Raw genomic sequence first — 23,933 nt, 5'->3', positions numbered from 1 at the left:
CGGTTACATTCCGAACCCGGAAGCTAAGCCTTTCAGCGCCGATGGTACTGCATGGGGGACCGTGTGGGAGAGTAGGACGCCGCCGAACAAATTTTGATGAAATGCCCTGGTGGGAACTCCGGTTCCTGCCAGGGCATTTCTGCGTTCCCGGACCTTTTTCTCTATGCGAGCCGCTCCAGTTGGTCGCGGGTCACCCGCCCCAGCAGCGGCGCACCGCGCACCAGCCGTGCCACCTCGTCCACCGCGTAGACCCCGAGCCGGCGGGCCTCGCTGCCCTGCGCGCCCGCGATGTGCGGGGTGACCAGTACATTCCGTAGCTGGAGCAGGCGATGTCCGGCGGGCAGTGGTTCGGGGTCGGTGACGTCGAGAAAGGCGTCCAGGCGGCCCGAGGCGCATTCGCGGGTGAGGGCTTCCGTGTCGATGAGCGAGCCGCGTGCCGTATTGACGACCGTGCCGCCGTCGGGGATGAGGGCGAGGTGTTCCGCGTCCAACAGATGGTGTGTCTCGGGCAATTGCGGGGCGTGCACGCTGACGATGCCGGACTCTCGGCACAGGTCCGCCAGACCGACGGATTTCGCACCCAGGCTCGCCGCCTCGGTCTCGGAGACGTACGGGTCGTGCAGGAGGAGTTGATATCCGACGCAGGAGGCGCGGAGTCGGGCCATGACGCGGCGGCCTATGCGGGAGGCGCCGATGATGCCGATGGTGCGGCCGTCGGAGCCCTGGCGATCGCGGAAGGCGGGCCATCCGGACTCGTAGGACGCCGCTGTCGAGAGGGCCTTCTTCGTGGCCAAGGTGATGGCGGCGAGGCTGAAGTCGACGACCGGGCCGGCATTGGCGCCGGCGGCGGAGGAGACGGCGATGCCGCGCTCCCACACCCCCGCGGTCACCAATTCCTTTATCGATCCGGCCGCATGGACGACTGCCCGCAGCCGGGGCGCGCTTTCCAGCACGTCTTCCGTCAGGGTGGGGCATCCCCAGCCGGTGATGAGGATATCGGCGCCTTCCAGGGCCGCACGGGCCTGTGGTGTGTCGAGTGGTCCGACGAGTGTGCCGAGGACCGGAGCGGCGAGCTCCGCGAGCCTGGCCCGTAGATCCGGGGGGAGGACCGCCGCGGCTTCGTCCGCCCCCATGGCTATGACTACGACCATCCCCCGTATACCGTTCACGCGCTCTCCCATGCCCCTGCGGCAATCCGGGAAAACTGATTTGCCCTGGCCATGGGCGCAGGTTGACCATCAGCAGATGGAGCATCTGATCCGAACCGTGCGGCCCGACGAGTGGGAGAAGGTCAAGGAGTTGCGCCTGATCGCGCTCTGCGATCCGGTCGCGCCTATCGCCTTTCTCAGTACCTACGACGAGGCCGTCGCCCAGCCGGACGAGTTCTGGCAGAGCCGGGCGCTTTCGACGTCCTTCATAGCCGAAGGGCCCGACGGCACATGGGCGGGAAACGTGACCGTCCTGGTGGAACGGCCCGGTGCCGACGGCGTTTTCGGCGCTCCCGCGGTCGTGCCGCAGACGCATCTGGTCGGGGTCTTCGTTCGCCCTGAGCACCGTGGGACGGGGCTGACGGAGGCTCTCTTCCGGGCGGCGCTCGACTGGTCGTGGGAACTCTCGGAGCCCCGTATCGCTCGCGCTCGGCTCTATGTGCACGAACGGAACGCGCGTGCCCAGGGGTTGTACCGGAAGCTCGGCTTCGAGCGGACGGGTGTCACCGTGCCGATGGAGGGCGATCCGTCCTCGCTGGAGTACGAGATGGCGATCGCCCGGCCCGCTGTCTGACGCCGTAGGGCGGATGGGTGCGTGGCCGTGTCAGGGGCTCGTCCGCAAGGGGCGGCCCCAGCGGGCGCGTGCCTGTTCCTCCGAGCGCAGGAGGGCGAAGGCCGGCAGGCCCAAGGACTCGCCCTCCGCCAGGAGGCCGGGCAGGGAGGGCGCCGGCGCCACTGCCGCGACGTCGTCAAGGACGAACGTCAGTGGTGGGTCGAGCCGACCGGCAGATGACCCTCCGGCCATGCCCCGGCCGAGCTCGACCACGCTTGCGACGAGTGCGGTCAGCAGGGGCATCGCACCCGGGCGGGTGCGAGGATCCTCAATCGCCTCACCCACCACGTACAGGGTTCCCCCTTCTGCGATGAATGATTCCCACGCGAGCGCATCGGCTCGATTGGGATTGCAGGCGTCCCGAATATGGATGGACGAAAGGGAATTGAGAGCTCGACTCGTCAATTCCTGGGCCATATCGCGACGTTCCGGGTGGCCCGTCAGGGCCGACTCCAGTTCACCCGCCGCTCCGCCGGCCGCCTTGGGGTGCGTGCGGAGGATCCGTACGGGCTCGTGCGCCCCCGTTCCCTGGGCCCAGCGGTGCACTTGGCGGAACGGGCGGCCGTCCACGGCCGCCGCGTGCAGCCAGCAGCGCAGCATGGTCTCCGCGGTGTCGGCCGTCGCCGAGTCAAGGGCGCTCAGCGGGCGCACGGGCGCGAGCAGCGCGGCCGCGCGCGTGGCCGCCGTGTCGCGGACCTCGCAGCCGGTGGTGGGGGACCAGCGGAGGCGGCCGGGGGTGTCGAGGAGGTGGCTCGGATCGAAGACGTGGACCGGGCCGAGCTTGGCGCGGGAGTCCTTGGTGTCGGCCCACAGCCCCGGGTCGCTGGTGGTCACCAGCACGGGCCCGGCCGCCTCGAGGATCGCGCGCGCCGCCGCACCGCGCCGGTCGGTGCTGTGGACGACGCGGGACGGCGGGGCGTCCGCTGCCGGAGCGGGAGGTTCCGCGGGGTGCTGTAGCCGTTCCGTGGGCTGAGGCGGCACGACGGCCGGAGCCGGTGCGGGCTCGACTGCCGCCGGGGAAGCGGCCTGAGGGCTCGCAGGTGCCTCTGCCGGGGCCGGTGTGACCGTCTGTGTCCCCGCCGTCGCCTCCGCCCGCCGTCGCGCCCGTACGGCCCGCCAGCGGGTCCACGTGCCGAGCACGAAGACGCCCAGCACGACGAGTGCCAGCAACTCGCCGATGAGGAGCCCCCAGAAGAGCCCGTAGCCCGAGAGCGCGGCCGGAGGGGTGTCCGGCCAGGCGGCCGCGAGGTCGTGCGGCTCGGTGGCCAGGTGGCGCAGGGCCACGGGCGTACGGTCCAGGCTGACGCCGTCCGGCCAGTCGCCGTGAGCGGCCAGGCCGGCGAGGCCCGTGGTCACCCACACCAGCAGTGTCAGGCCGAGCAATAACGCGATGACACCGACCAACAGGCCGTCCGGAATGCCGCGTTCGGGTCTGCGCTCGCCGGTGGGGCGGGATCCGCTCATCGGTCAGGCCACCGTCGACTCGGAGCCGTACGCCCCGTCGGCCAGCTGGGCCTCCATGGCCGCGGCCGCGCGTTCGGCGGCCGCCGCCTCCGCCGCGAGTTCGCGGGCCAGGTAGTCCTCGCCGTTCTCGGTCATCGCGCGGTCGGTGAAGACCAGCGGCCGCTCGGCGTCGGTGATCAGGTGCTTGACCACCTGGACATTGCCGTTGACGTCCCACACGGCGATGCCGGGCGTCAGCGTGGGGATGATCTCGACGGCCCACCGTGGCAGGCCGAGGACCCTGCCGGTGGCGCGGGCCTCGTCGGCCTTCTGCGCGTAGATCGTGCGGGTCGAGGCCATCTTCAGGATCGCGGCGGCCTCCCGCGCGGCCGCGCCGTCGACCACGTCCGACAGGTGGTGCACCACCGCCACGAACGACAGGCCGAGCCGTCGGCCGAACTTCAGCAGGCGCTGGAACAGCTGGGCCACGAAGGGCGAGTTGATGATGTGCCAGGCCTCTTCGACCAGGAAGATGCGCTTCTTGCGGTCCGGGCGGATCCAGGTGTGCTCCAGCCACACGCCCACGATGGCCATCAGGATGGGCATGGCGATGGAGTTGCGGTCGATGTGCGAGAGGTCGAAGACGATCAGCGGTGCGTCGAGGTCGATGCCCGCCGTCGTCGGCCCGTCGAACATGCCGCGGAGGTCACCGTCGACCAGCCGGTCCAGCACGAGCGCGACGTCCAGGCCCCACGCGCGCACATCGTCTATGTCGACATTCATCGACTCCGCGGACTCCGCCTCCGGGTGGCGCAGTTGCTCGACGATGTCGGTCAGCACGGGTTGACGGTCGAGGATCGTCTCGTTGACGTAAGCGTGCGCCACCTTGAGCGCGAAACCGGACCGCTCGTCCAGGCCGCGGCCCAGGGCCACTTCGATGATCGTGCGCAGCAGGGCGAGCTGTCCGGTCGTGGTGATCGAGGGGTCCAGCGGGTTCAGCCGGATGCCGCCGTTGAGGGCGGCCGTCGGGTCGAGCCGGATGGGCGTTATCCCCAGCTGCTGGGCGATGAGGTTCCACTCGCCGACGCCGTCCTCGCCCTGTGCGTCGAGGACGACGACCTGGCGGTCGCGGAAGCGGAGCTGGCGCAGGACGTACGTCTTCTCCAGCGCCGACTTGCCGTTGCCGGACTCGCCGAGCACCAGCCAGTGCGGGGCCGGCAGCTGCTGTCCGTACAGCTGGAAGGGGTCGTAGATATAGCCCTTGCCGGAGTACACCTCACGGCCGATGACGACGCCGGAGTCACCGAGCCCCGGGGCGGCGGTCGGCAGATAGACGGCCTGGGCCTGCCCGGTGGAGGTCCGCACGGGCAGCCGGGTGGTCTCCACCTTCCCGAACAGGAAGCTGGTGAACGCCTCGGTGAGTGCGGCCAGTGGGTCGAGCACGGCGGTTGCCCCTATCGTCGGATGCCGGTCGCGAACGGCAGCGTGTTGACGAAGGCCCGGTGGTGCTCGCGGTCGCACGAATTGCGCGGAGCGCGAGAACGGGCCTGCGCAGCACTGCTGTTTCCCGTCGGCTGAGCGCCAGCGGCAAGTGCCTCGGTGAGTGCGGCCAGTGGGTCGAGCACGGCGGTTGCCCCTATCGTCGGATGCCGGTCGCGAACGGCAGCGTGTTGACGAAAGCGCGGTGGTGCTCGCGGTCGCACCACTCCAGCTTGAGGTAGCTCTTGCCTGCCGACGCTCTTATCGTCCGCTTGTCGCGCGCGAGTGCCTCCGGTGAGCGCGATGACACGGTGATGTATCCGACGAGGTTGACGCCCGCCGCGCCGCTCGCGAGGTCCTCGCCGCGCTGGTCGACGCGGGAGTGGTGGGCGACGTCGCGCGGGTCGACGACCCGGTTCATCTTGGCGGCGCGCGAGGCGTCCGCGTCGTCGTTCGTCTTCTCCGTCAGCATCCGCTCGATGGCCACGTCCGTCGGCTCCAGGTCCATGCAGACGGCGACGGTCCGGATGACGTCCGGGGTGTGCACCAGCAGGGGCGCGAGGAAGTTGACGCCCACCGGCGTCATCGGCCATTCCTTCACCCAGGCGGTGGAGTGACACCAGGGTGCCCGGGTTGACGACTCGCGCGTCTTCGCCTGGAGGTACGTCGGCTCCATGGCGTCCAGTTCGGCGGGCCACGCGTTGCGCTGCGTCATCGCCTGGATGTGGTCGATGGGGTGGTCCGGGTCGTACATCGAGTGCACCAGTGATGCCAGCCGCCCCTGGCCGAGCGGCTGGCGCACCCGGATGTCCGCCTCGGCGAGGCGGGCGCAGATGTCCGTGAGTTCGCGCGCCATGACGACGGCGAGCCCGCCGTCCCGGTCCAGCCGCCGCGCGCCGCCCTCGTGCCGGGAGGCGCGCGCGATGGTCTGTGCCTCGGCGGCCAGGTCGCGGGTGTAGTGCATGCAGGCGACGAGATAGGCGCGGTGCTGCTCGGAGGAGGTCGAGACCATCGACTGCAGCTGGTCGTAGGAGTCCTTGAGCCACTTGGGAGACTTCTCGTCGCCCCGGCGCTCGACGTCCTTGGCGTGCGCGTCGGGGTCGGCGGGCAGCGTACGGGCCAGCATCTGGATGCGTGTCACATAGCCGTCGCCGTTCGCCACGTGCTTGAGCAGCGTGCCGAACCGGTCGACCAGCGCCTCCTGGTCCTCCGAGTCGCGCAGCCCGACGCCCGGTCCCTCGATCTCGATCGCTGCGGTGACCGTCCGGCGGTCGGCGTGCAGCAGCACGGCGATCTCGTCCGGCCCGAACGGCGCCGCAAGCCAGCTGATCCGCCCGATCCCCGGCGGCGGCCCGACCTCGACCTCGCGCCCGTCCAGGCGCGTACCGGCCTCGGCGGCGGAGGAGCGGTAGGTGGCGCCGCGGCGCAGCGTGCGCTTGTACGTGCGGTTGATCTCGAACCACTTGTAGAACGTGCGCTGTTTGTACGGGACGTACACGGCCGACAGCGCGAGCGCCGGGAAGCCGCTGAGCGTGAGGATCCGCAGCGGGAGGATGGGCACCAGGAGGCCGCACATCATGCCGAGGAACGCGCCGGCGATGATCAGGGCGATCTCGCCGGTCTCCCGGTTCTTCCCGACGACCGCGTTGGGACGGGCGCGGCCGATCAGATACGTACGGCGGGCCGCGATCGGCTGGGACTGTGCCTGGATCGTCAACTCCGCTCACCTCCTGGGGCATTGCTGCGGTTCTGCGCGCGAGGCGCCGGTACGGCGGAAGGGGCGCTTCCGTTGCCGGTCTTACCGCCTTCCGGGCGGGCGGGCGCGCGGGTGCTGTGGGCGGCGACGCCGCCGGAGACGGAGTTGCCGGGGCGGGCCTGGGCGCCGCCGTTGCCGCCGCCCCCGCCGTTGCCGCGGGTGCTGTGCGTGGTGATGCCCTGCTTGACCAGCGCGGCGGGTGAGGAGATCACGGCGGCCGCCTGCCGGGAGGCCGCGTCCTTGCTGGCGTTGCGCGTGTGGACGATCTCGTCACCGAAGCCGGGGACGAACCGGTAGATCATCGCGCTGGCGAAGATGGCGAGGATGATGATGGCGAGCCCGGAGACGACCGCCGAGAAGGAGTTCGGGCCCTTTCCGGAGGACAGGGCTCCGGCCAGCCCCAGCACCACGACGATGATCGGTTTCACCAGGATCACCGCGATCATGATGCCCGCCCAGCGGCGCACGTGGCCCCACATGTTCTTGTCGACCAGACCGGCGTAGACGGCGGTGCCGAGCAGGGCGCCGACGTAGAGCAGGGCGGCCCGGATCACCAGCTCCAGCCAGAGCACGCCGGCGGCGAGCACGGACACGAGCGAGACCACGATCAGCATGATCGGGCCGCCGCCGATGTGGTCGCCCTTCTGGAGCGCGTCGGCGAAGGCGCCGAAGAAGGTGTCGTTGTTCGAGCCGCTGCCGGTGGCGATGACATCGGTGACGGCGTCGGTGGCCGATACGAGGGTGTAGAGGATCAACGGCGTGAACGCGGAAGCGAGCACCGTCAGCCACAGGAACCCCACGGCCTCCGTGAACGCCTCCGTGAACGGCACGCCGCGCACGGCTCGCTTGGCGACGGCCAGCAGCCAGAGGACCAGCGTGAGGATGCTGGACGCGGCGAAGACGACGGCGTACTGCTGGAGGAAGGTGGCGTTGGTGAAGTCGACATTGCCGGTGGCGTGCACGGCGCCGGACAGCTTCTTGATGATCCAGGAGGCGGCGTCGGCGCAGCCCTTGGCGAGGGAGCTGAGGGGGTCTGCGGAGGATTGGGGGTCGGGGGTGGTGGACCCGCCGTCCTGCTTGCCGCCCTCGCAGTATTGCTTCGCCATGCCCGAGATCAGGTCGCACGGGCTCTTGCTGTGGCTGGCGCCGGGGGAGGGCAGTGTCGAAGGGGCGGTCGACGGCGGCGTGGAAGGTGGGGTGGACGGGTTCGGGGCCGAGGGCGAAGGCGGAGCTGCCGTCGCCCTCGCAGCGAGGGTGAACAGGGCCACTTGGGCGGAGACCAGCACAGCCGTGACGGAGAGGCCGCGAAGGCGACGGCTACCTGGCATAAGTGAACCCTCCGTACCCGTTGACCGCGTTCGTGATCTCCTCGGCTCCCGCGGCGGGCACGTCACCGCTTACGGGAGCCGGGCCCTGCTTCTGATCGGATGACGCGATCTTCCAGTCGCTGCCCACCCAGCGGAGCTTCTGGGTCATGGTGAACCACGTCTGGGTGACCGGCTTGGTCGATCCCTGGCCGGCCAGGCCCACCAGACCCGTGCACCAGACCGCGACCGTCGCCTCGTCGTCGCTGTACGCGGTGGCCTTCGTGCCGACGGGGACCGTACGGGACACGAAGGTCAGCCCCTTGGGCGCCGAACCATCGGCGCTCAGACCGACGTTCTTGAAGAAGTCGGCGCTGTACGCCTTGTCCAGGTCCCGCTGGAGAGCGGGCGCCGCGTCGGGGGTGTGGATGCTGTCGACGATCGCGTGGCGGGTGTCCGTCTTGAACATTCCGTCGCCGCCGAGCGCGACCGCGTAATTCGAAGCCGCCGACTGCGCCCCCTGCTCCGTACGCGCGAACCCCGACGCGATCCCCGTCGCCCCGTCCTTGCCCGTCACGGGTTTCACGCCGGTGGGAGCCGTCGGCTGGGCGCTCGCCTTGCCGCCCGCCGAGTCCGAGTCGTCCGACGAGGAGCCGCCGCCTCTGTTCGCGAAGGCGATCGCCGCGATGAGGAGGACGACGACGCCGACGACGGTGATCAGGTTCCGGCTGGAGAGGCCGCCGCCACGGCCGCCCCTGCCACGGCCGCCGCCGCGCGGGCGCCGGTTCGGGCCGTACGGGTCGCCCTCGTCGCCCTCCGGGAGGCGGGTGCGCGTCAGGTGGCGGTCGTAGTCGGCGCCTTCGCCGTACTCGCCGCCCGGACGGCCGGGGTCCTGGCCGTAGCCGTCGTCACCGAGACTCATCGCGCGCACGTCCCCTCATACGTCTTCGCCGCTGTGGCACCCGCATATGACGGTAGCGGCGCGAAGCGATTCTGGGGGGAGGAGTACGAGGGGGTGTGAGGGGGCATCAGGTGGCAGCCTCGGTGCGGGGGGACTCGGGGACGAGAGGGTCTGCGCGGGGGTGATGCGCGGCGGGACTCATGGGATCGGTGGGCCGGTTGGGGCTGACGGTGATGAGGTGGCCGGAGGGTGGGGCCGGTTCGTCAAGAGGGCCGCGCGGTACGGCCGGATCGCGTGGGTCAGATGGCCATGCCGTAGACAATGGTGAAGAGAGTGCCGAGCGAGCCGATGATGAATACGCCGGTGAGTCCGGCCACGATCAGCCCCTTGCCCTGTTCGGCGCTGAAGGTGTCCCGCAGGGCCGTCGCCCCGATGCGCTGTTTCGCCGCGCCCCAGATCGCGATGGCGAGGCAGAGCAGGATGGCCGCGGCCATCACGACCTCGACCAGAACGCGCGCCTCGTTGCCCAGGCTGCCGAACGGCCCCCATTTCGGGGCAATTCCGCCAATGATGGTGTTGATGTCACCCTTGTCGCCGGCCGCCAAAAACATTTGTAACTCACCGCCCCTTATGGGTAGTTGTCAACTCCTCCACCGCCTGGCAAAGGTCAGGACCTATCTTCGCCGAAGATGCCGCTCCGGCATGTCGACTTGGCGCCATTTTTTGCCGGAACCCGTACGCGTTCACCGATGCCGGTGCGACCCGCGGCGCGAGGCGTTGTCAGTGGGGAGCTCTATGGTGACTCTATGTATCACGCGTGTGGACGGCGAGCAATGATCGGCGAGGTGGGGGCCCATGCGGATGTTCGAGCGGCGGTGCGTTCGGTCGGTACGCTGGAGCCCGCGCCGCCTGGTTGACCACCGGGCCTCGTGGCTGTGGGGCCTGATCGCCGTGTGCGTCGCCCTCACCGCCTGTGTCCGGCGCTCCGGGGGCGTCGAGAACAAGGGTGGTACGGGTGCTGGTAGCCGATCGGTACCGGCTGGGAGAGCTCCTCGGCCGCGGCGGCATGGGCGAAGTCTGGGAAGCCCGGGACGAAGTGCTCGGCCGTCAGGTCGCGGTGAAGCTGCTGCTGGGCGACGGGGCCGACGAGTCGGCGGCGTCGCGGTTCCGGCTGGAGGCGCAGACGGCCGCCCGCCTGAATCACCCCCAAGTGGTCGGGGTGTACGACTTCGGGGCCTGGGACGGGCGTTTCTATCTGGTCATGGAGCTGGTCCGGGGCCCGAGCCTGGCCCAGGAGCTCGCCGCGCGCGGCACCCTGGATCCCGCCCGCGTCGCCCGCATCGCCGCCCAGGCGGCCTCCGGGCTGGCGGCCGCGCACCGGCAGGGAGTCGTCCACCGGGACGTCAAGCCCGGCAATCTGATGCTCGACGCCGACGACACGCTGAAGATCGGCGACTTCGGCATCGCCCGCTTCGTGGACGAGACGTCCACGGCCCTGACCAGGGTCGGCCAGATCGTCGGCACGAGCACCTACCTCGCCCCCGAGCGCGCGCTCGGCCGGATGGCCGGGCCCGCCTCCGATGTGTACGCGCTGGGCTGTGTGCTCTATCAGCTCCTCGCGGGGCAGCCGCCGTTCTGGGCGGACAGCCCGACGGCGCTGCTCTATCTCCACGTCGACGCGGCGCCCGTGCCGCCGGGCCGGCACCGGGCCGATCTGCCGCCCGCCTTCGAGTCCTTCCTGCTGCGCATGCTGGCCAAGCAGCCGGAGGAGCGGCCTTCGGCGGAGGAGGTGGCGGAGTGGTTCGCGGGAGCGGCGTGGCACGGCGCCCCTGCGGCTGCCCCTGCGGCTGCCCCTGCGGCTGCCCCTGCGGCTGCGCCGCGGCCGGTCGCCGCGCCGCCGCCCCCGATGCCGGTCGCCGCCGCCCCCGTACGACCGTCGGCGCCCGCACCCGCACCCGCACCCGCGCCCGCACCCGCGCCCGCGGCTCCGGCTCCCGCGACGACGCGGCGTGGCCGCAAGGACGTACGGAAACCGAAGGTGTTGGTCATCGCGTCGGCCGGGGCGGCGGCGTTCGTGGTGGCGGCCGTGATCGGCGCCTGGGCGTTCGGTTCCGGCGGAGAAGGGGGCACGCCGCCACAGGGCCCGGGCCCGGGTGTCCAGCAGGTCCTCCCGGCGGACGTGACCGCTTCGCCCTCGGGCGAGGCGCACAAGGGCGGCCACGGCAAGAAGAAGCCGCGCCACGGCGGCGAATCCGACGACTGACGGGCCGGCCGTCCCCGCCGGAGCGCCGGGGCGTGGAGCGCGCCCGCTCCACGCCCTCGCCTACTCCACGCCTTCCACGAAGTGGTCGAACTCGCCCGCCTTGACGCCCAGGACGAAGGCGTCCCACTTCGCGTCGGTGGTCACCACCACCTCGTCCGGCCGGTGGTTCTCCCGGATGTAGACATTCCCGTCGTCACCGAATGCGACCTCCAGATATTCCGTTTCGTCACCCTCGGTCGCCGGAATCCAGTTGAGCTCTGCCACGGTGCCCCCTCAAGGGATGTACGGCTGAATGCCGTTGCTCACGATAGGGGAATGCCGGGCCGCTCGCCGTGCCGTCCTGCCCCTCCGTTCGATTTCTGTCGCCCGCTGTATACGCTGCCCTGAAAGGGGAGGGAGGGGCACAGTGGCGTTGACGGATGAGATTGGCGCGATTCATGCGGTGCGGGGGCGGCCGACCGCGCTGATCGGCGAGTTCCGGCGTACCGCGGTCCTCGTGCCGCTGGACGGACAGGGCGGGCTGTGGACCGCGGAGTTCGGCGGGGTGCTGTGGATCCACGCTTTCACGGACGAGGACGCGCTGGCCCGGTTCGCCGTGGCCCGGGGCGAGGCGGCGCGCGACTGGGAGTACCGGTCGGTGCTCGGCGCCCGGCTGCTGGACGTGGTCGTCCCCGCCGTCGGCGAACCGACGGGCGTGGCACTGGACGTGGGCGGCGAGCGGCCCATGATGTTCCCGCCGGTGGCGGGCATCGTGCCTGACCACGCGGCCGTCGACGGGGGAATACGGCGGCCGGGGGTGCGTCGCGGTGAGTGACGGCATAGACGCCCCCAAGGACGCGCTCGACAACATCACCAAGGGGCTCAACGGCGCCATCGAGGAGTTGAAGAAGTCCGGCGGCTCGCCCGGGGAGGCGGCCACCGGCCGCGGCTTCTCCGAGCTGACCCTCTCCGGCCTGGAGGCCGGGCACCAGGGCCTGGCGGACGCGTTCAAGACGTTCTGCCACCGCTGGGAGTGGGGCGTGCGGGCGCTGGTGCACGACGGCAGCCAGTTCGCGCAGCGCGTGGGGCTGGCCGCGGGCTACTACCACGAGGGCGACGCGTACATCTCGAATACCTTCAAGGTGACGGTCAACGCCGCCATGGGTAATCCGCACATGACCGAGGAGCAGGCGGAGAAGCAGTCCTGGGGGCAGACGCTCAAGGACAACCCATTCAACGACATCGCTCACGCCGACTACAGCGCGGAGTCCTTCAAGCAGGCCGGTCACCACACCGACGAGACGCTGACGCGGACCATCGCGGACCTCAAGGGCGGGGCACCGCAGACCGGAGAGCGTCACTGATGGCCGTCTGGGACGGTCTCGGCGACAAGATCGAGCACGCCGTCGACGCGGGTAAGAGGAATCTCGGCGAGGCCGTCGAATGGGGCGGCCACAAGCTGGGCGACGGCCTGGACGGCCTCGGGCTCCACCGTGCCGCCCACGCCGTCGACGACTGGTCCGACAGGACGGCTTCCGGCTTGGGCGCGGAGGTCGGTGAGAAGCAGCTGGGCGAGACCGACGATCCCAAGGCTCTCGTCCACGGCGACGCGAAACGCATCGAGGCCACGGCGGGCCACCTGCGGAGCTTCCGTACCGCCTTCGACACCGCGCACACCGGATTGCAGAAGGTCGATCCCTCGCGGTGGAAGGGCGAGGGATCGGACAACTTCGCGCGGAAATTCGCCGAGCACGCCCCGAAGTGGGCTCATGCGGCCGACTCCTGTCAGGACGCGGCGAGCGCCCTGTCCGCGTACGCGCACACCGTGACCTGGGCGCAGGCCCAGGCCGCGGAGGCCGTACGCCTCTACAAGAAGGGCAAGGACGCCGCCCAGAAGGCCAGGGACGACTACAACGAGAAAGCCGACGCGTACAACGCCAAGGTGAAGGCCGGCCAGGACCCGGGCCCGGTGCCGCCCCCGTGCACGGACCCGGGCCGGGCCGACCGTGAGGAGGCGCAGCGGGTCCTCACGGAGGCCCGCAAACAGCGCAACACCGCGGCCGCCGAAGCGCAGAAGAAGATCGGCAAAGCGGTCGAACTCGCGCCGAAACTGCCGAAGTTCTCCGACCGGTTCGCCGGTGATGCCAAGGACCTCTTCGACGGCGGTCAGGTCGAGGCGATGCACCTCCTGGGCGGCGCCGTCCGCTCGGTGACCGATATGACGCGGTTCGCCCGTACCCTCAACCCGCTCGACCCGTACAACCTCACCCACCCCGCCGCGTATATCGACGGCGTCGTCCAGACCGACGCCGGCCTTCTCTCGCTCGCCGCCCACCCCGGCCGCATCCCCGGCACGCTCCTCGGCGACGGCTGGGGCTCGGATCCCTCCGAGGCCCTGGGCCGTCTCGCGGGCAACATCACGATGGCCGTGGCGACGGGCGGTGGCAGCACCGCGGCCAACGCTGGCGAGCGGATGGCGATCGGGGCCGCGCGGCGCGGAGCGGCGGACGCCGCCGAGGCGGGAGCGGGGCAGGGCGCGAGGAGCGCCGCACGTGAGGCGGTGGAAGCCGAGCCGCAGCAGGCCAGCGTCGCGCCGGAGCAGAGGTGCGCGGGCGGCGACCCCATCGACATGGCCACCGGCCGGATGTTCCTGCCGCAGACCGATGTGTCCCTGCCCGCGGCCGGGCTGCCGCTGCTGTTCGAGCGGCGGGCGGAGTCGGGCTATCGCGCGGGCCGGTGGTTCGGTCCCTCGTGGTCGAGCACCGTCGACGAGCGCCTGGAGATCGACTCCGCGGGCGTGGTGTACGTGCGGGCCGACGGCATGCTGCTGAGCTATCCGCATCCGGTGCCGGGCGTTCCGACGCTCCCCGCCGAAGGCCCCCGGTGGCCGCTGGCGAACGCCGAGGACGGCGGCTACGTCATCACCGACCCGGCGTCCGGCCGGACGTGGCATTTCACTTCGTACAGCGACGGGCTCGCCCTGCTCCAGCAGGTCTCCGACCGCGCGGGCCACTGGATCACTTTCGAGTACGACCCCGACGGCACGCCTCTGGCCCTCGTCCACGACGGCGGCTACCGCGTCCGTCTCACCACCGCCTCCGGGCGTGTCACCGCGCTCCACCTGGTGACCGAAGGCGCGGAGACGGAGCTGATCCGCTACGGCTACACCGGTGGAAACCTGACGGAAGTCATCAACTCCTCAGGCCTGCCGCTGCGGTTCGATTACGACGAGCACGGCCGCATCACCGCGTGGACCGACCGCAATGCCAGCCGATACGTCTACGCGTACGACGACCGGGACCGCTGTGTCTTCCAGACCGGCGCCGAGGGTCATATGCGCTTCGCGCTGGAGTACGGCGAGCGCGACCCCGGCACGGGACTGCGGGTCACGTCCCTGACCGACTCTCTGGGGCACACGACGCGCTACGTCGTCGACGACGCTTCCCACGTCGTCGCCGAGATCGACCCGACCGGCGCCGCCACCCGCTCCCGCCGCGACCGGTACCATCGGCTGCTCTCCCACACGGATGCCCTCGACCGGACGACTGAGTTCCGTTACGACGAGGCGGGGCGGCTCCTCTCGGTGACCCGCCCGGACGGCCGCGTCGCGGCGGTCTCGTACGACGAGGCCGGGCACCCGGTGACCGTGACGGATGTGGACGGTTCCGTCCGGCACCAGACCTTCGACTCCGCCGGCCGCCGGACCTCCGCGACCGACCCTTCGGGCGCGGTCACCCACTACACGTACGACGAGGCCGGCCACCTGGCGGCGGTCACCGATGCCCTGGGCCACACGACCCGGATCACTTGCGACGCGGCGGGACTGCCCATCGAGGTGACGGACCCGCTCGGCGGGGTGACCACCTATCGCCGGGATGCCTTCGGCCGCGTGACGACCGTCATCGATCCGCTCAGCGCGACGACCCGCCTGGCGTGGACGGTGGAGGGCAGACTCGCGCGCCGTATCGCGGCGGACGGCGCGGAGGAGAGGTGGACGTACGACGGCGAGGGCAACTGCGTCACGCACACTGACGCCCTGGGCGGCGTCACCCGTTTCGAATACACCCACTTCGACCGCCTGGCGGCCCGGACGGGCCCGGACGGGGTGCGGTACGAGTTCACCCACGACTCACGCCTCCAGCTGACGGCCGTCACCAATCCGCAAGGGCTGACCTGGAGTTACGAGTTCGATCCGGCGGGACGGCTCGCGTCCGAGACCGACTTCGACGGCCGGACGCTACGGTACGCGCACGACGCGGCGGGACGGCTCGTCTCGCGTACGGATCCGCTGGGGCGGAACGTCGCGTACGAGCGTGACGTGCTGGGACGGGTGGTGACGAAGAACGCCGATGGCGCCGTGACGACGTACGCCCATGACGCCGCCGGCCGGCTCCTGGAGGCGGTGGGTCCGGACGCGACGCTCGTGTACGGCCGGGACCGGCTCGGGCGGATCAAGTCCGAGACCTGCGACGGCCGTACGCTGACCTTCGCCTACGACGAGCTCGGCCGCCGTACGAAGCGGGTCACTCCGACGGGCGCGGTCAGCACGTGGGCGTACGACGCCGCGGGCCGCCGCACGTCCATGAGCGCGTCCGGCCACGTCATCACGATGGAACACGACGCCGTGGGCCGCGAGATCGCCCGCCACTTCGGCGACGGGCTCACTCTGGCGCAGGCGTGGGACCCGGCAGGCCGGCTGAGTGCCCAGTCGCTGCCCGGGGCCGTGTCCCGTACGTACTCCTACCGCCGCGACGGGGCCGTCACCTCGATCGACGACCGCACGTTCGCACTGGATGCGGTGGGCCGGGTCACGGCGGTGGACGCTCCTGGCTGGAGCGAGCGGTACGCGTACGACGAGGCCGGCAACCAGACGTCCGCCGACTGGCCGGGCCCCGGCCAGGAGGCGGTGGGCCCCCGCGCGTACACGGGCACGCGCATCACCCGTGCGGGCGGCGTCCGTTACGAACACGACGCGGCGGGCCGGGTCGTCCTCCGCCGCCGCACCCGCTTGTCGCGGAAGCCGGACGTGTGGCGGTACGAGTGGGACGCGGAGGACCGTCTGACGTCGGTGGTCACTCCGGACGGGGCGCGGTGGCGCTATCTGTACGACCCGCTGGGCCGTCGCATCGCGAAACGACGCCTCGGCGCGGCGGGCGCGATTCTCGAAGAGATCCGCTTCACGTGGGACGGGGCGACGCTCGCCGAACAGACCACGATCTCTGCCGAGTTCCCCAACCCGGTCACGTTGACGTGGGACCACGACGGCCTCCACCCGATCGCCCAGACCGAACGAATATCGGCGGCGGACGCGCCTCAACGGGAGGTGGATTCCCGCTTCTTCGCCATCGTCACGGACCTGATCGGCACCCCGACGGAACTCGTCGACGAGTCGGGAGAGGTGACGTGGCGCGCCCGCGCAACTCTCTGGGGCACGACGTCCTGGCCGACGACGAGCACGGCCTACACGCCGCTCCGCTTCCCGGGCCAATACTTCGACCCGGAGACGGGGCTCCACTACAATTTCCACCGGCATTACGACCCGGAGACGGCGCGGTATCTGTCGGCGGATCCTCTGGGGCTGGCGCCGGCGCCTAATCCTGTGGCGTATGTCCACAACCCGGTTAGTTGGGCGGATCCGCTGGGGTTGGCGCCGGGTGGGTGCCCCAAGAAGATCCCGATTTATCGGGGTACCGGTTTCTACAGGGAAAATGGTATTGCGTCAGAAACCGACATGCTGATGAGTCAAGCCGCCCAGGATGCCTACATGGAGACCGGATCTGTTGATGCGGCGCTTCAAGCATCGCGAGAAGCCCACGCTGCGGCGCTAGCAGAGTGGGGCGGTATGGAGGATCTGGTTCAAGCGCATGCAGAATTTGGGACCGAGTTTCAGGATGCGTACGGGTCCAGGTCGATCATGTCTTTCACAACCGACCCCGACCGGGCAAAGTATTTTGCCAACGGCGGAATGGTGTACACGGCGAGAATTAATCCAGGTGACGGTTTTTGGCAAACACTGCCAACATCGACAGAGCAAGAAATTCTGATACCACACATGATCAAGGTGACGCCATGGGCGGGGTAGCGATCGAGGTCGGCAGGCGGAGTGTGACGTACTTCCCTTCCGGGGACCTGATCAACCCGCGAGAGGAAGTCGGAAACTTTGACGAGATGGAGGACCGCCTTCTTGCCGATCACCCGAGGATGCGCCGTTTCCTTATCCGGCTGAGGCCGAACTGGCCTCTCGCATGCTTCTATCTCCACTGGAGCGACGGTACGGATTTGAGTCTGATCGACGCGCGAGTGAGCTCCCGTACAGTCACGGACGAAGACTTCCTGAACGCCGTCGTAGGCGAAGCTCATGGAATGACGTGTCTGGAGTGCAAGGCGCAGCATCGAGTGGTGACGCGCGCTTTTGGGTTTGGAATGTTCTCTGATGAGGCGAGACGAGCACAGTCGCATTCCCATATGGACTACTGTCCCGTTTGCCGGAAACGGTGGGACGCCCGAGTGCTTGAAATTATCAACGGTCGCCAAGGGGGTGCCTGCGAGGCGTAGGCGCGGCAAAGATGAGTAGGGGAAGTTTGTTGCAGAGAATCGGGGACAGTGGACTGGTGCTGTCGGATGTTCCGGCGCCGCGCGACGTCCCCACGGTTCTCGATGCCTGGCGCATCATGGCAAATGTCTCGGCGGAGCCAGTCAAGAGAGTGCGCCAAGCTGCCCCAGACGCTTTGGCGGAAGTGGACTATCAGTGGCTGCGGTACGCCCGTCGAACAGCATTGTTTGCTGATGACCATTCATTGCTGATCACTGTCGCTGGCCCCGGGAGCGCAGAATATGGCTGGTTTCCTGTGCGATGGGTGGAAGGGGCCGAGCTGGCTTCGAACCTGGTCGACCATGGGTCGCCGGAACTCATTGCAATGTCGATGGACGGGCGGCGTATCTGTGGGGTGACGACAGAAGAGTACGACTACTGGGTCATGGTCCACGAGTTCTCCGATCAGCATTGATTGGAATGAATCGGGCTCGGTGGGTCGTTGTCCGGGGACAGGAGGGTGAGGAGTCCTGATGCCGCACCTTCTGGGCCAACTCAGTCGGCGGCGTGTTCCGCAGCGCGGATGACCTCCGCCAGTTCAGGATGGATCAGGACTCGCTGGCGGGTGGCCATTGGCCGCATATACCTCATGTGCACCTAGAGATATTTGAGAACCCGGGCGATAAGAAATCCTTCGTCAATAATCACGTTCCTTTGATTGAGTGATCGCGAGTGAGGCAGGTAAATGATCAGAGTTGGAGTTGTCGGGCGCATCGCTTCAGGGGACGAGCAGGGTAGGTACGTCCTCATCAAGGAGCTTCCGGACGTGCCGCCCAGCTATCTCATTCTCACTGCTGCGGACAGTGACTTCCAGACGGCTGGAGGTGACTCATGGGTCGAAGACGAAGCCTCCTTGCAGCAATTCTTCGACGAGGCCCGATGGGTCGTTGCATGGCGCCAGGAGGGCGAGGAAAAGCAGAGTTAGGGTGCTCTTGTGAAAGGTGAGGCGGGTGAATGTGGAACGGGTGAATGTATCTGCTTTCCATGGGAAGCCCCAGAAATACGTGGCTCAACTGGGCATCAGCACGGAGCAGGTCGAAACTCAATGGGGCGCCCATGAACTAGAGGAATCAAGCCGGAAGAGGTGCGCGGCGCACTGATAGACAAGCCGGGCTGACGTGAGGAAACTCTCGGAAAGGGGAGTCGCGCCGGGCAGGGATGGGGGCTTCGCGAGTACACCGACAGAGGCCATGAGACCGGTCGCATGCTTCGATGGCACCCAGGCGGTGGGCACCACGGAGAGGGAGCATGCTGGCGAGTGAAAGGTTGGGAAGGCGACTTGGGAGGTGTCATCCAATGAATGCAGAACAACGACTTCGCGGATTCTACCGAAATCTCGCTCGTGCGCTCGAACTCTTGGCGGCAGATGCCGAAGAGCAGGTCGCGTATGTATCTGAACTGGGGGTTGGAGTCGACGAATTGGCTCTGGAGTTTGATGACTTGTTTCGCCATGCTCATGGACTTGTGGCATCCGAGCTTATTCCTGGCGCGGTGATTGAAGCGCTCCGGACTGTTGACGTGGAGCTCCGGAACATGACGGATTCTTCCGACTCCCTATGGGAAGAGGACGCTGTCCGAGCAGCACCGGAGTGGCGTTCGCTGAGATCGGCGGCACGTAATGCCGGGATCGATGTCCGATCTATGGGCGTAGAATCCTGATTCGCCGTTCCGGCGGTTAGCTTTGCCTCCTTGGAAGTTCTCCGCAGCTGGCGGGAGAGTGTGTGCGGCCCAAATCTTCACCAACGGTCCAGACAGTCCCTGGCTCAACATCGCTTGGAGCTAGGTGAGGGCGCGGCTTCTCCTGCTCTCCGAGGAGAGGTAATGCTCAGAGGGGCGTGCGGGGTGCTGAGGTCAGCATTAATGGGGGGCCATGGACCAGGGTGAGTTGAGAAGAATGGTCCGGGATGCCGTAGCTGCTGGAGTGCTCGACCCGGCGACAACGATGAAGTTCGGACAGGAATGCTCCGTTGAGAGCGGCCCGGTAGCTACGTCGTCCTTGTTTCATATGTACAGGAGAAGGCTCAGGAAAGCCCGGGACGATGACTCGCTCCAACGGGAGACGTTGAAGCTGGTGGAATTCCTGCAAGGGTATACGGAAGAATTTCTATCCATGATCAGCGTCAGGCCTGCTGCGGGCGGATTTTATTTGATCCTGGCAGATTCGGCCGAGTCGCGGGCGCTGTTCTGGATGAAGATGTTCGACCAGGACTACTAGTTCGGCAACGGCTTGTCGGGCCCGATCTCAAGGCAATCGCCGGCCTTCGTGCGCAGCCGCAGTGCCTCCGAGCCGAAGAACGCCAGCATGCTCTCGATCGGGTCCGGCCGGTCGGCCTCAACGGTCATGGGCGGGGCCCTCCCCGTGCGGACACGTGCGTGCGTCACAACTCGCCGGGATCAAGACCACGGGGTTCATCCGCGCCAAGCGCGAGCTCGCCGCCGCCGGTTACTACCACGAGTGGCGCGTACAGGGGTGCGGCGGGCGGTGGACGACCGAGCAACTCCTCTCCGGCGTGCCGTTGACCGCCGAGGAAGCCGCCGCCGTGCGGGCCGGGCGACCGAGTGCCCAAAATCCGGTGGTCGGTCGGCCGGGGTGCCGGTCCGTCGGCCGTTACCAAGAAGAAGACACGAGGGGGAAGACTCCCCAACCTCCCCAACCTCCCCAACCCGTCCCGCCGGAGCCGGAGCCGGATCGGGATCCGGAGCCCGATCCCGTACCCCCGCCCGCGCCAAAACCCCGAGCCGCGAAGCCCGACCGCCCACCTTGCATACCCCCGCCCTTCGTCGCGCAAGGCGCCCACGCCCTCACCTCCGTCTCCCGCACCGACCGGCAGCTGCGCCTGTCCGGCGTGGACATCGCCCGGCTCGCCCCGCTCGCGGGGGAGTGGTTCCAGCGCGGAGCGGGTCTCGCGGAGGTGCGGGAAGCGCTGACCGGCGGGTTGCCCGATCACGTCCACTCCGCCGCCGGGCTCATCCGGAATCGATTGCTCCGCAAGATGCCGGACGCCCCCACGTTCGCGGAACAACGTGCCGCCGAACAGCGCTTCGCGCCACCACCCGTACAGCCACACGCGCCCGCTCCACCCGCTCATGACACCTCGGGAGCCGTGGCGGCCGCCCGCCGTGGCGCGGCCGCCGTACGAGCCGCGCTGTGTGGCGGGGGGCCCGAGATGGCTCCGGCTTAGCGCTTGCGGCTCGCCCGGCGATGTGGTGCGGAAGTTCCCAGAACACGTATGTGCGTGGCGAGTTGGACAGTAGGGTGATCTGTGCGCACTGCGGTGCGCCTCCCCTCATGGATCGTCCCCGGTCCCCCGCCCTCGGGGCCCGGCCCGAACCTGAGGATGGTTGCCGACCGGGATCTCGGCAGCCGGTCTGAGGGGAGGCGCCCATGGGGCGTCGCGGGAAGCCGAAGCCATCCGTACGGCAGCGCGTCGAGGACCTTCTGGTCCGTATCGCGCGAACGCTGGGGAGGTGGCTCAAGGGCTGACCTGAGCCCCGGAACACGAGGCTCAGGCCGTTAGCCCCTGGCTTTCGGCGTGGGCTCCCGCCTACGGATTCGGCGGCGTCCGTTACGAACACGACGCGGCGGGCCGGGTCACCTGCCGCCGCCGGACGCGCTTGTCGCGCAAGCCGGATGTATGGCGGTACGAGTGGGACGCGGAGGACCGCCTGACGTCGGTGGTCACTCCGGACGGGGCGCGGTGGCGCTATCTGTACGACCCGCTGGGGCGGCGCATCGCGAAGCGGCGCCTCGGTGCGGCGGGCGCGATTCTCGAAGAGATCCGCTTCACGTGGGACGGGGCGACGCTCGCCGAACAGACCACGATCTCTGCCGAGTTCCCCAACCCGGTCACGTTGACGTGGGACCACGACGGCCTCCACCCGATCGCCCAGACCGAACGAATATCGGCGGCGGACGCGCCTCAACGGGAGGTGGATTCCCGCTTCTTCGCCATCGTCACGGACCTGATCGGCACCCCGACGGAACTCGTCGACGAGTCGGGAGAGGTGACGTGGCGCGCCCGCGCAACTCTCTGGGGCACGACGTCCTGGCCGACGACGAGCACGGCCTACACGCCGCTCCGCTTCCCGGGCCAATACTTCGACCCGGAGACGGGGCTCCACTACAATTTCCACCGGCATTACGACCCGGAGACGGCGCGGTATCTGTCGGCGGATCCTCTGGGGCTGGCGCCGGCGCCTAATCCTGTGGCGTATGTCCACAACCCGGTTAGTTGGGCGGATCCGCTGGGGCTGGCGCCGTGCCCGCCCGAGCAGAAGGTTGTGAACCTGCCGGAAGTGGCGGCGCCTAAGCCCCTCAAACCTGCCCAGGCCATGGGAACGTGGGAGGAGTTTCTCGGCGAAGGGCCGTACACAAATCTTCACCCTAGGACTGGCGAGCCGGATCCGAACCGGCTGGTATCAGCTGACGGTCACCGTAGTATCCGCATGGGCGATCACGAGATGAACAGCAAGCCCACGAAATTCCACTTCCACATGGAAACGTGGGACTTCGTGGCACCGACTAATGAGTGGATCGTGGAGAATACCATGGTCAGAGTACCGCTGGGGCTTAAGTAGTGCGTATCGAAATCACGGACGTCCTGGACGTCGAGGCAGGGAAAGTGTGGTTCGCCTGCGCGGCAGGCGAGGCATGGGGTATCTGGAAGGGGGAGGGGGCCCCGAGCGTTGGCAGCCATGATGTCGAATTCGAAATCGATGAGGAGTCCCCCCGTTGGGTGCATTCGCCTCCTGGTCAAGGGGAGATCGTTGCGAATGTATCGGGTGATGCGGGTTGGATTTCAGTCTCAGGGATCGTGGAGAGGGTGGACGACGACTCGATGGTGACCCTGAGGATTCAAACCGACCTGGTAATGATCGAGATGGCGGATGCTGGTGGCGATCTTGCGGAGGGCGAAACCATCACGTTCAAACTGAAGAGTCTCGACCTCTACCCTTACCAGCTATGACAGCGATATGTGAAGGCTGCCTGAGCCTTGGATGACTCCGAGGTTCGCGCTCTTGATGCCGCCGAGGAACGACGTCCACGCCGCTGGCGTGACGAGGAGTGCGGGGCCGTCGGGGTTCTTGCTGTCGCGTATGGGTATGGCGTTCGGTATGTTGTCGGCGATCTCTACGCATTCGCCGCCGTTGTTGCTGCTGTAACTGCTCTTTCGCCAGTTGGCGGCAACCTCCACGCAGTCTCCGCCGTTGGGGCCACTGTAGGTGCTCTTCCTCCAACTGGACGCAACCTCTACGCAATTGCCGCCGTTGGTGCTGTAGCTGCTCTTCTGCCACATCGCGGCGAAGTTGCTTGCACGAGTCATGGTCCTAGCTCCTTCAGATGCGAACGGATCAAGGCGGCGGAGTCTTCGGGGGACAGGGCGACAGCTCGGAGCAGGTCATAGACATACGCTGCTTCGGTCACCTCGGATGTGTCCGCTGTGGTCCGGCCTTGCGAAAATCCGTCCACGTGAAGCACATCCGTCCCTTCGTCGAAGCTCAAGAGTGTGTACGGTCCAGCCATGGCGGCATGTGCGGGCACGGTGCGGGGGATCACCTGGATAACGGTGCGTGGCCTCTGTCCTGCCGCGAGCAGTCTCGCAAACTGCGCCCGCATGACGTCTCGTCCGCCGATGAAGCGGAGGAACGCGTGCTCGTCGATGACGAACCAGCACCGGATGTCGCCTTCAAGCAGGGCCTGCCGGGACATTCGGGCTGCTACCAGGCCATCCAGATTGTCGGGCCTCACGGCTTCGAACATAGCGCGCACATAATCCTCGGTCTGCAACAAGCCCGGGACGATGTGAACCTGAAACGACCGGATGGCCTTCGCCTCCTGCTCCAACTCCACATACCGAACAAACCACTTCGGATACGCGTACCGCATGACGAGCGGATGCAGCCGCCCGAAGTGACCGTCCGTGGCGAACGCCGCGTCGAGGCCCGCCGCCAGTTCCTTCGACGGCACCCTCTTCGCGTGCTCCACGTAGCTGATCATCGCCTGCGTCGAGAGCGCTTCCTTGGCCGTCTTCTCCTGTGACCAGCCGGCCTTCGTGCGCAGCCGCAGTGCCTCCGAGCCGAAGAACGCCAGCATGCTCTCGGTCGGGTCCGGCCGGTCGGCCTCAACGGTCATGAGCGGGGACCCTTCCTGGTGTGGAGGCGCGCGTACGACAACTCTCGTGGCCATACACCGGAGTTGCCCGCCCCGTGAAGGCGGAACACACGAAGGGTCGAACAAAAGGCGGTCGCCTTGACAAGCGGGCGCAACCCTCATATGCGGGTAAACCCCGACCTCGTTACCCATTCGGGTGATGTGGGTCAACTGGCCCTGTCCAGGCCGAAATTGTGCCTTACGGTGACCGCAGACGGGTTGCCTCGCGCCGATGTGAGGCGAC

22 protein-coding genes, 1 rRNA gene and 1 pseudogene are annotated in these 23,933 nt (G+C 68.3%); 13 read left to right on the top strand and 11 right to left on the bottom strand.

Going from position 1 to position 23,933, the window contains the following annotated elements:
• A 5S ribosomal RNA gene (rrf, locus tag ACFY1P_RS32500) occupies positions 1–88 on the top strand; the annotation flags it as partial.
• Between the two features lie 73 nt (positions 89–161).
• Here rrf and ACFY1P_RS32495 read toward each other — a convergent pair.
• A complete protein-coding gene (locus tag ACFY1P_RS32495; RefSeq protein WP_390752647.1) occupies positions 162–1,133 on the bottom strand; it encodes a hydroxyacid dehydrogenase in 972 nt (323 codons plus the stop codon).
• 112 nt (positions 1,134–1,245) lie between these two features.
• On the opposite strand from ACFY1P_RS32495, the gene ACFY1P_RS32490 reads away from it, so the two are divergent.
• Positions 1,246–1,782: a GNAT family N-acetyltransferase gene (locus ACFY1P_RS32490; RefSeq protein WP_361525600.1), complete on the top strand. Its 537-nt coding sequence runs from the start codon at positions 1,246–1,248 to the stop codon at positions 1,780–1,782.
• 30 nt (positions 1,783–1,812) lie between these two features.
• Here ACFY1P_RS32490 and ACFY1P_RS32485 read toward each other — a convergent pair whose 3' ends face one another.
• The 6 genes from ACFY1P_RS32485 to ACFY1P_RS32460 all read right to left on the bottom strand — a co-directional run bounded on the left by ACFY1P_RS32485 (position 1,813) and on the right by ACFY1P_RS32460 (position 9,315).
• Positions 1,813–3,285: a type VI secretion protein gene (locus ACFY1P_RS32485; protein WP_390752646.1), complete on the bottom strand. Its 1,473-nt coding sequence runs from the start codon at positions 3,283–3,285 to the stop codon at positions 1,813–1,815.
• 3 nt (positions 3,286–3,288) lie between these two features.
• Positions 3,289–4,707, bottom strand: coding sequence for an ATP-binding protein (locus ACFY1P_RS32480; RefSeq protein WP_361525595.1), 1,419 nt, complete (start codon positions 4,705–4,707; stop codon positions 3,289–3,291).
• Between the two features lie 193 nt (positions 4,708–4,900).
• Positions 4,901–6,454, bottom strand: coding sequence for an SCO6880 family protein (locus ACFY1P_RS32475; RefSeq protein ID WP_361525606.1), 1,554 nt, complete (start codon positions 6,452–6,454; stop codon positions 4,901–4,903).
• Positions 6,455–6,456: 2 nt separating this feature from the next.
• On the bottom strand, positions 6,457–7,827 hold the full coding sequence (locus ACFY1P_RS32470; protein ID WP_390752645.1) for a hypothetical protein: 1,371 nt from the start codon (positions 7,825–7,827) through the stop codon (positions 6,457–6,459).
• On the bottom strand, positions 7,817–8,725 hold the full coding sequence (locus ACFY1P_RS32465; RefSeq protein WP_390752644.1) for a hypothetical protein: 909 nt from the start codon (positions 8,723–8,725) through the stop codon (positions 7,817–7,819). The genes ACFY1P_RS32470 and ACFY1P_RS32465 overlap by 11 nt, the downstream gene beginning before the upstream one ends.
• Before the next feature lie 278 nt (positions 8,726–9,003).
• Entirely contained in the window at positions 9,004–9,315 is a 312-nt protein-coding gene (locus ACFY1P_RS32460) for a hypothetical protein (protein WP_116213239.1), read from the bottom strand.
• Between the two features lie 404 nt (positions 9,316–9,719).
• Between ACFY1P_RS32460 and ACFY1P_RS32455 the strand changes: the two genes are divergently transcribed.
• A complete protein-coding gene (locus tag ACFY1P_RS32455; RefSeq protein ID WP_390752643.1) occupies positions 9,720–10,967 on the top strand; it encodes a serine/threonine-protein kinase in 1,248 nt (415 codons plus the stop codon).
• A 60-nt stretch (positions 10,968–11,027) separates the two neighbouring features.
• On the opposite strand, the gene ACFY1P_RS32450 is transcribed toward ACFY1P_RS32455, so the two are convergent.
• Positions 11,028–11,231 (bottom strand): DUF397 domain-containing protein, encoded by a 204-nt coding sequence (locus ACFY1P_RS32450; RefSeq protein ID WP_361525583.1) that lies wholly within the window; start codon positions 11,229–11,231, stop codon positions 11,028–11,030.
• A 142-nt stretch (positions 11,232–11,373) separates the two neighbouring features.
• Here ACFY1P_RS32450 and ACFY1P_RS32445 point away from each other — a divergent pair, with 142 nt between their 5' ends.
• The 7 genes from ACFY1P_RS32445 (at position 11,374) to ACFY1P_RS32415 (ending at position 19,753) form a co-directional block, all read left to right on the top strand.
• Positions 11,374–11,781 (top strand): SseB family protein, encoded by a 408-nt coding sequence (locus ACFY1P_RS32445; protein ID WP_390752642.1) that lies wholly within the window; start codon positions 11,374–11,376, stop codon positions 11,779–11,781.
• Positions 11,774–12,310: a hypothetical protein gene (locus tag ACFY1P_RS32440; RefSeq protein ID WP_390752641.1), complete on the top strand. Its 537-nt coding sequence runs from the start codon at positions 11,774–11,776 to the stop codon at positions 12,308–12,310. The genes ACFY1P_RS32445 and ACFY1P_RS32440 overlap by 8 nt, the downstream gene beginning before the upstream one ends.
• Entirely contained in the window at positions 12,310–17,028 is a 4,719-nt protein-coding gene (locus tag ACFY1P_RS32435; protein ID WP_390752640.1) for a putative T7SS-secreted protein, read from the top strand. The genes ACFY1P_RS32440 and ACFY1P_RS32435 overlap by 1 nt, the downstream gene beginning before the upstream one ends.
• Positions 17,029–17,557: 529 nt before the next feature.
• Positions 17,558–17,953 carry a hypothetical protein gene (locus tag ACFY1P_RS32430; protein WP_390752639.1) on the top strand — a complete coding sequence of 132 codons (396 nt, stop codon included), beginning with the start codon at positions 17,558–17,560 and terminating at the stop codon, positions 17,951–17,953.
• Positions 17,954–18,223: 270 nt separating this feature from the next.
• Positions 18,224–18,463, top strand: coding sequence for a hypothetical protein (locus ACFY1P_RS32425; RefSeq protein WP_390752638.1), 240 nt, complete (start codon positions 18,224–18,226; stop codon positions 18,461–18,463).
• A 371-nt stretch (positions 18,464–18,834) separates the two neighbouring features.
• On the top strand, positions 18,835–19,197 hold the full coding sequence (locus tag ACFY1P_RS32420; RefSeq protein ID WP_390752637.1) for a hypothetical protein: 363 nt from the start codon (positions 18,835–18,837) through the stop codon (positions 19,195–19,197).
• Between the two features lie 211 nt (positions 19,198–19,408).
• Positions 19,409–19,753: a hypothetical protein gene (locus ACFY1P_RS32415; protein WP_390752636.1), complete on the top strand. Its 345-nt coding sequence runs from the start codon at positions 19,409–19,411 to the stop codon at positions 19,751–19,753.
• Here the strand turns inward: ACFY1P_RS32415 and ACFY1P_RS32410 are convergent.
• Positions 19,750–19,881, bottom strand: a complete 132-nt coding sequence (locus ACFY1P_RS32410) for a hypothetical protein (protein ID WP_390752635.1) — start codon at positions 19,879–19,881, stop codon at positions 19,750–19,752. The genes ACFY1P_RS32415 and ACFY1P_RS32410 overlap by 4 nt on opposite strands.
• Positions 19,882–19,907: 26 nt before the next feature.
• Here ACFY1P_RS32410 and ACFY1P_RS32405 point away from each other — a divergent pair, with 26 nt between their 5' ends.
• The 3 genes and pseudogenes from ACFY1P_RS32405 to ACFY1P_RS32395 all read left to right on the top strand — a co-directional run bounded on the left by ACFY1P_RS32405 (position 19,908) and on the right by ACFY1P_RS32395 (position 22,505).
• A complete protein-coding gene (locus ACFY1P_RS32405; protein ID WP_390752634.1) occupies positions 19,908–20,720 on the top strand; it encodes a hypothetical protein in 813 nt (270 codons plus the stop codon).
• Between the two features lie 373 nt (positions 20,721–21,093).
• Positions 21,094–21,802, top strand: a pseudogene (locus ACFY1P_RS32400) (RHS repeat-associated core domain-containing protein); the annotation flags it as partial.
• Positions 21,803–22,115: 313 nt separating this feature from the next.
• Positions 22,116–22,505, top strand: coding sequence for a hypothetical protein (locus ACFY1P_RS32395; protein WP_390752633.1), 390 nt, complete (start codon positions 22,116–22,118; stop codon positions 22,503–22,505).
• Here ACFY1P_RS32395 and ACFY1P_RS32390 read toward each other — a convergent pair.
• Together ACFY1P_RS32390 and ACFY1P_RS32385 are read right to left on the bottom strand one after the other, a co-directional pair.
• Positions 22,500–22,862 (bottom strand): DUF397 domain-containing protein, encoded by a 363-nt coding sequence (locus ACFY1P_RS32390; protein ID WP_390752632.1) that lies wholly within the window; start codon positions 22,860–22,862, stop codon positions 22,500–22,502. The genes ACFY1P_RS32395 and ACFY1P_RS32390 overlap by 6 nt on opposite strands.
• Positions 22,859–23,671 carry a helix-turn-helix domain-containing protein gene (locus tag ACFY1P_RS32385; RefSeq protein WP_390752631.1) on the bottom strand — a complete coding sequence of 271 codons (813 nt, stop codon included), beginning with the start codon at positions 23,669–23,671 and terminating at the stop codon, positions 22,859–22,861. Before ACFY1P_RS32385 ends, ACFY1P_RS32390 begins: the two co-directional genes overlap by 4 nt.
• Positions 23,672–23,933 lie beyond the last annotated feature (262 nt).

It is taken from the genome of Streptomyces sp. NPDC001407, from assembly GCF_042895325.1.
GTDB lineage: Bacteria > Actinomycetota > Actinomycetes > Streptomycetales > Streptomycetaceae > Streptomyces.
The sequence above is the reverse complement of the archived record's forward strand: the minus strand, read 5'-3'. Positions and strand labels throughout refer to the sequence as shown.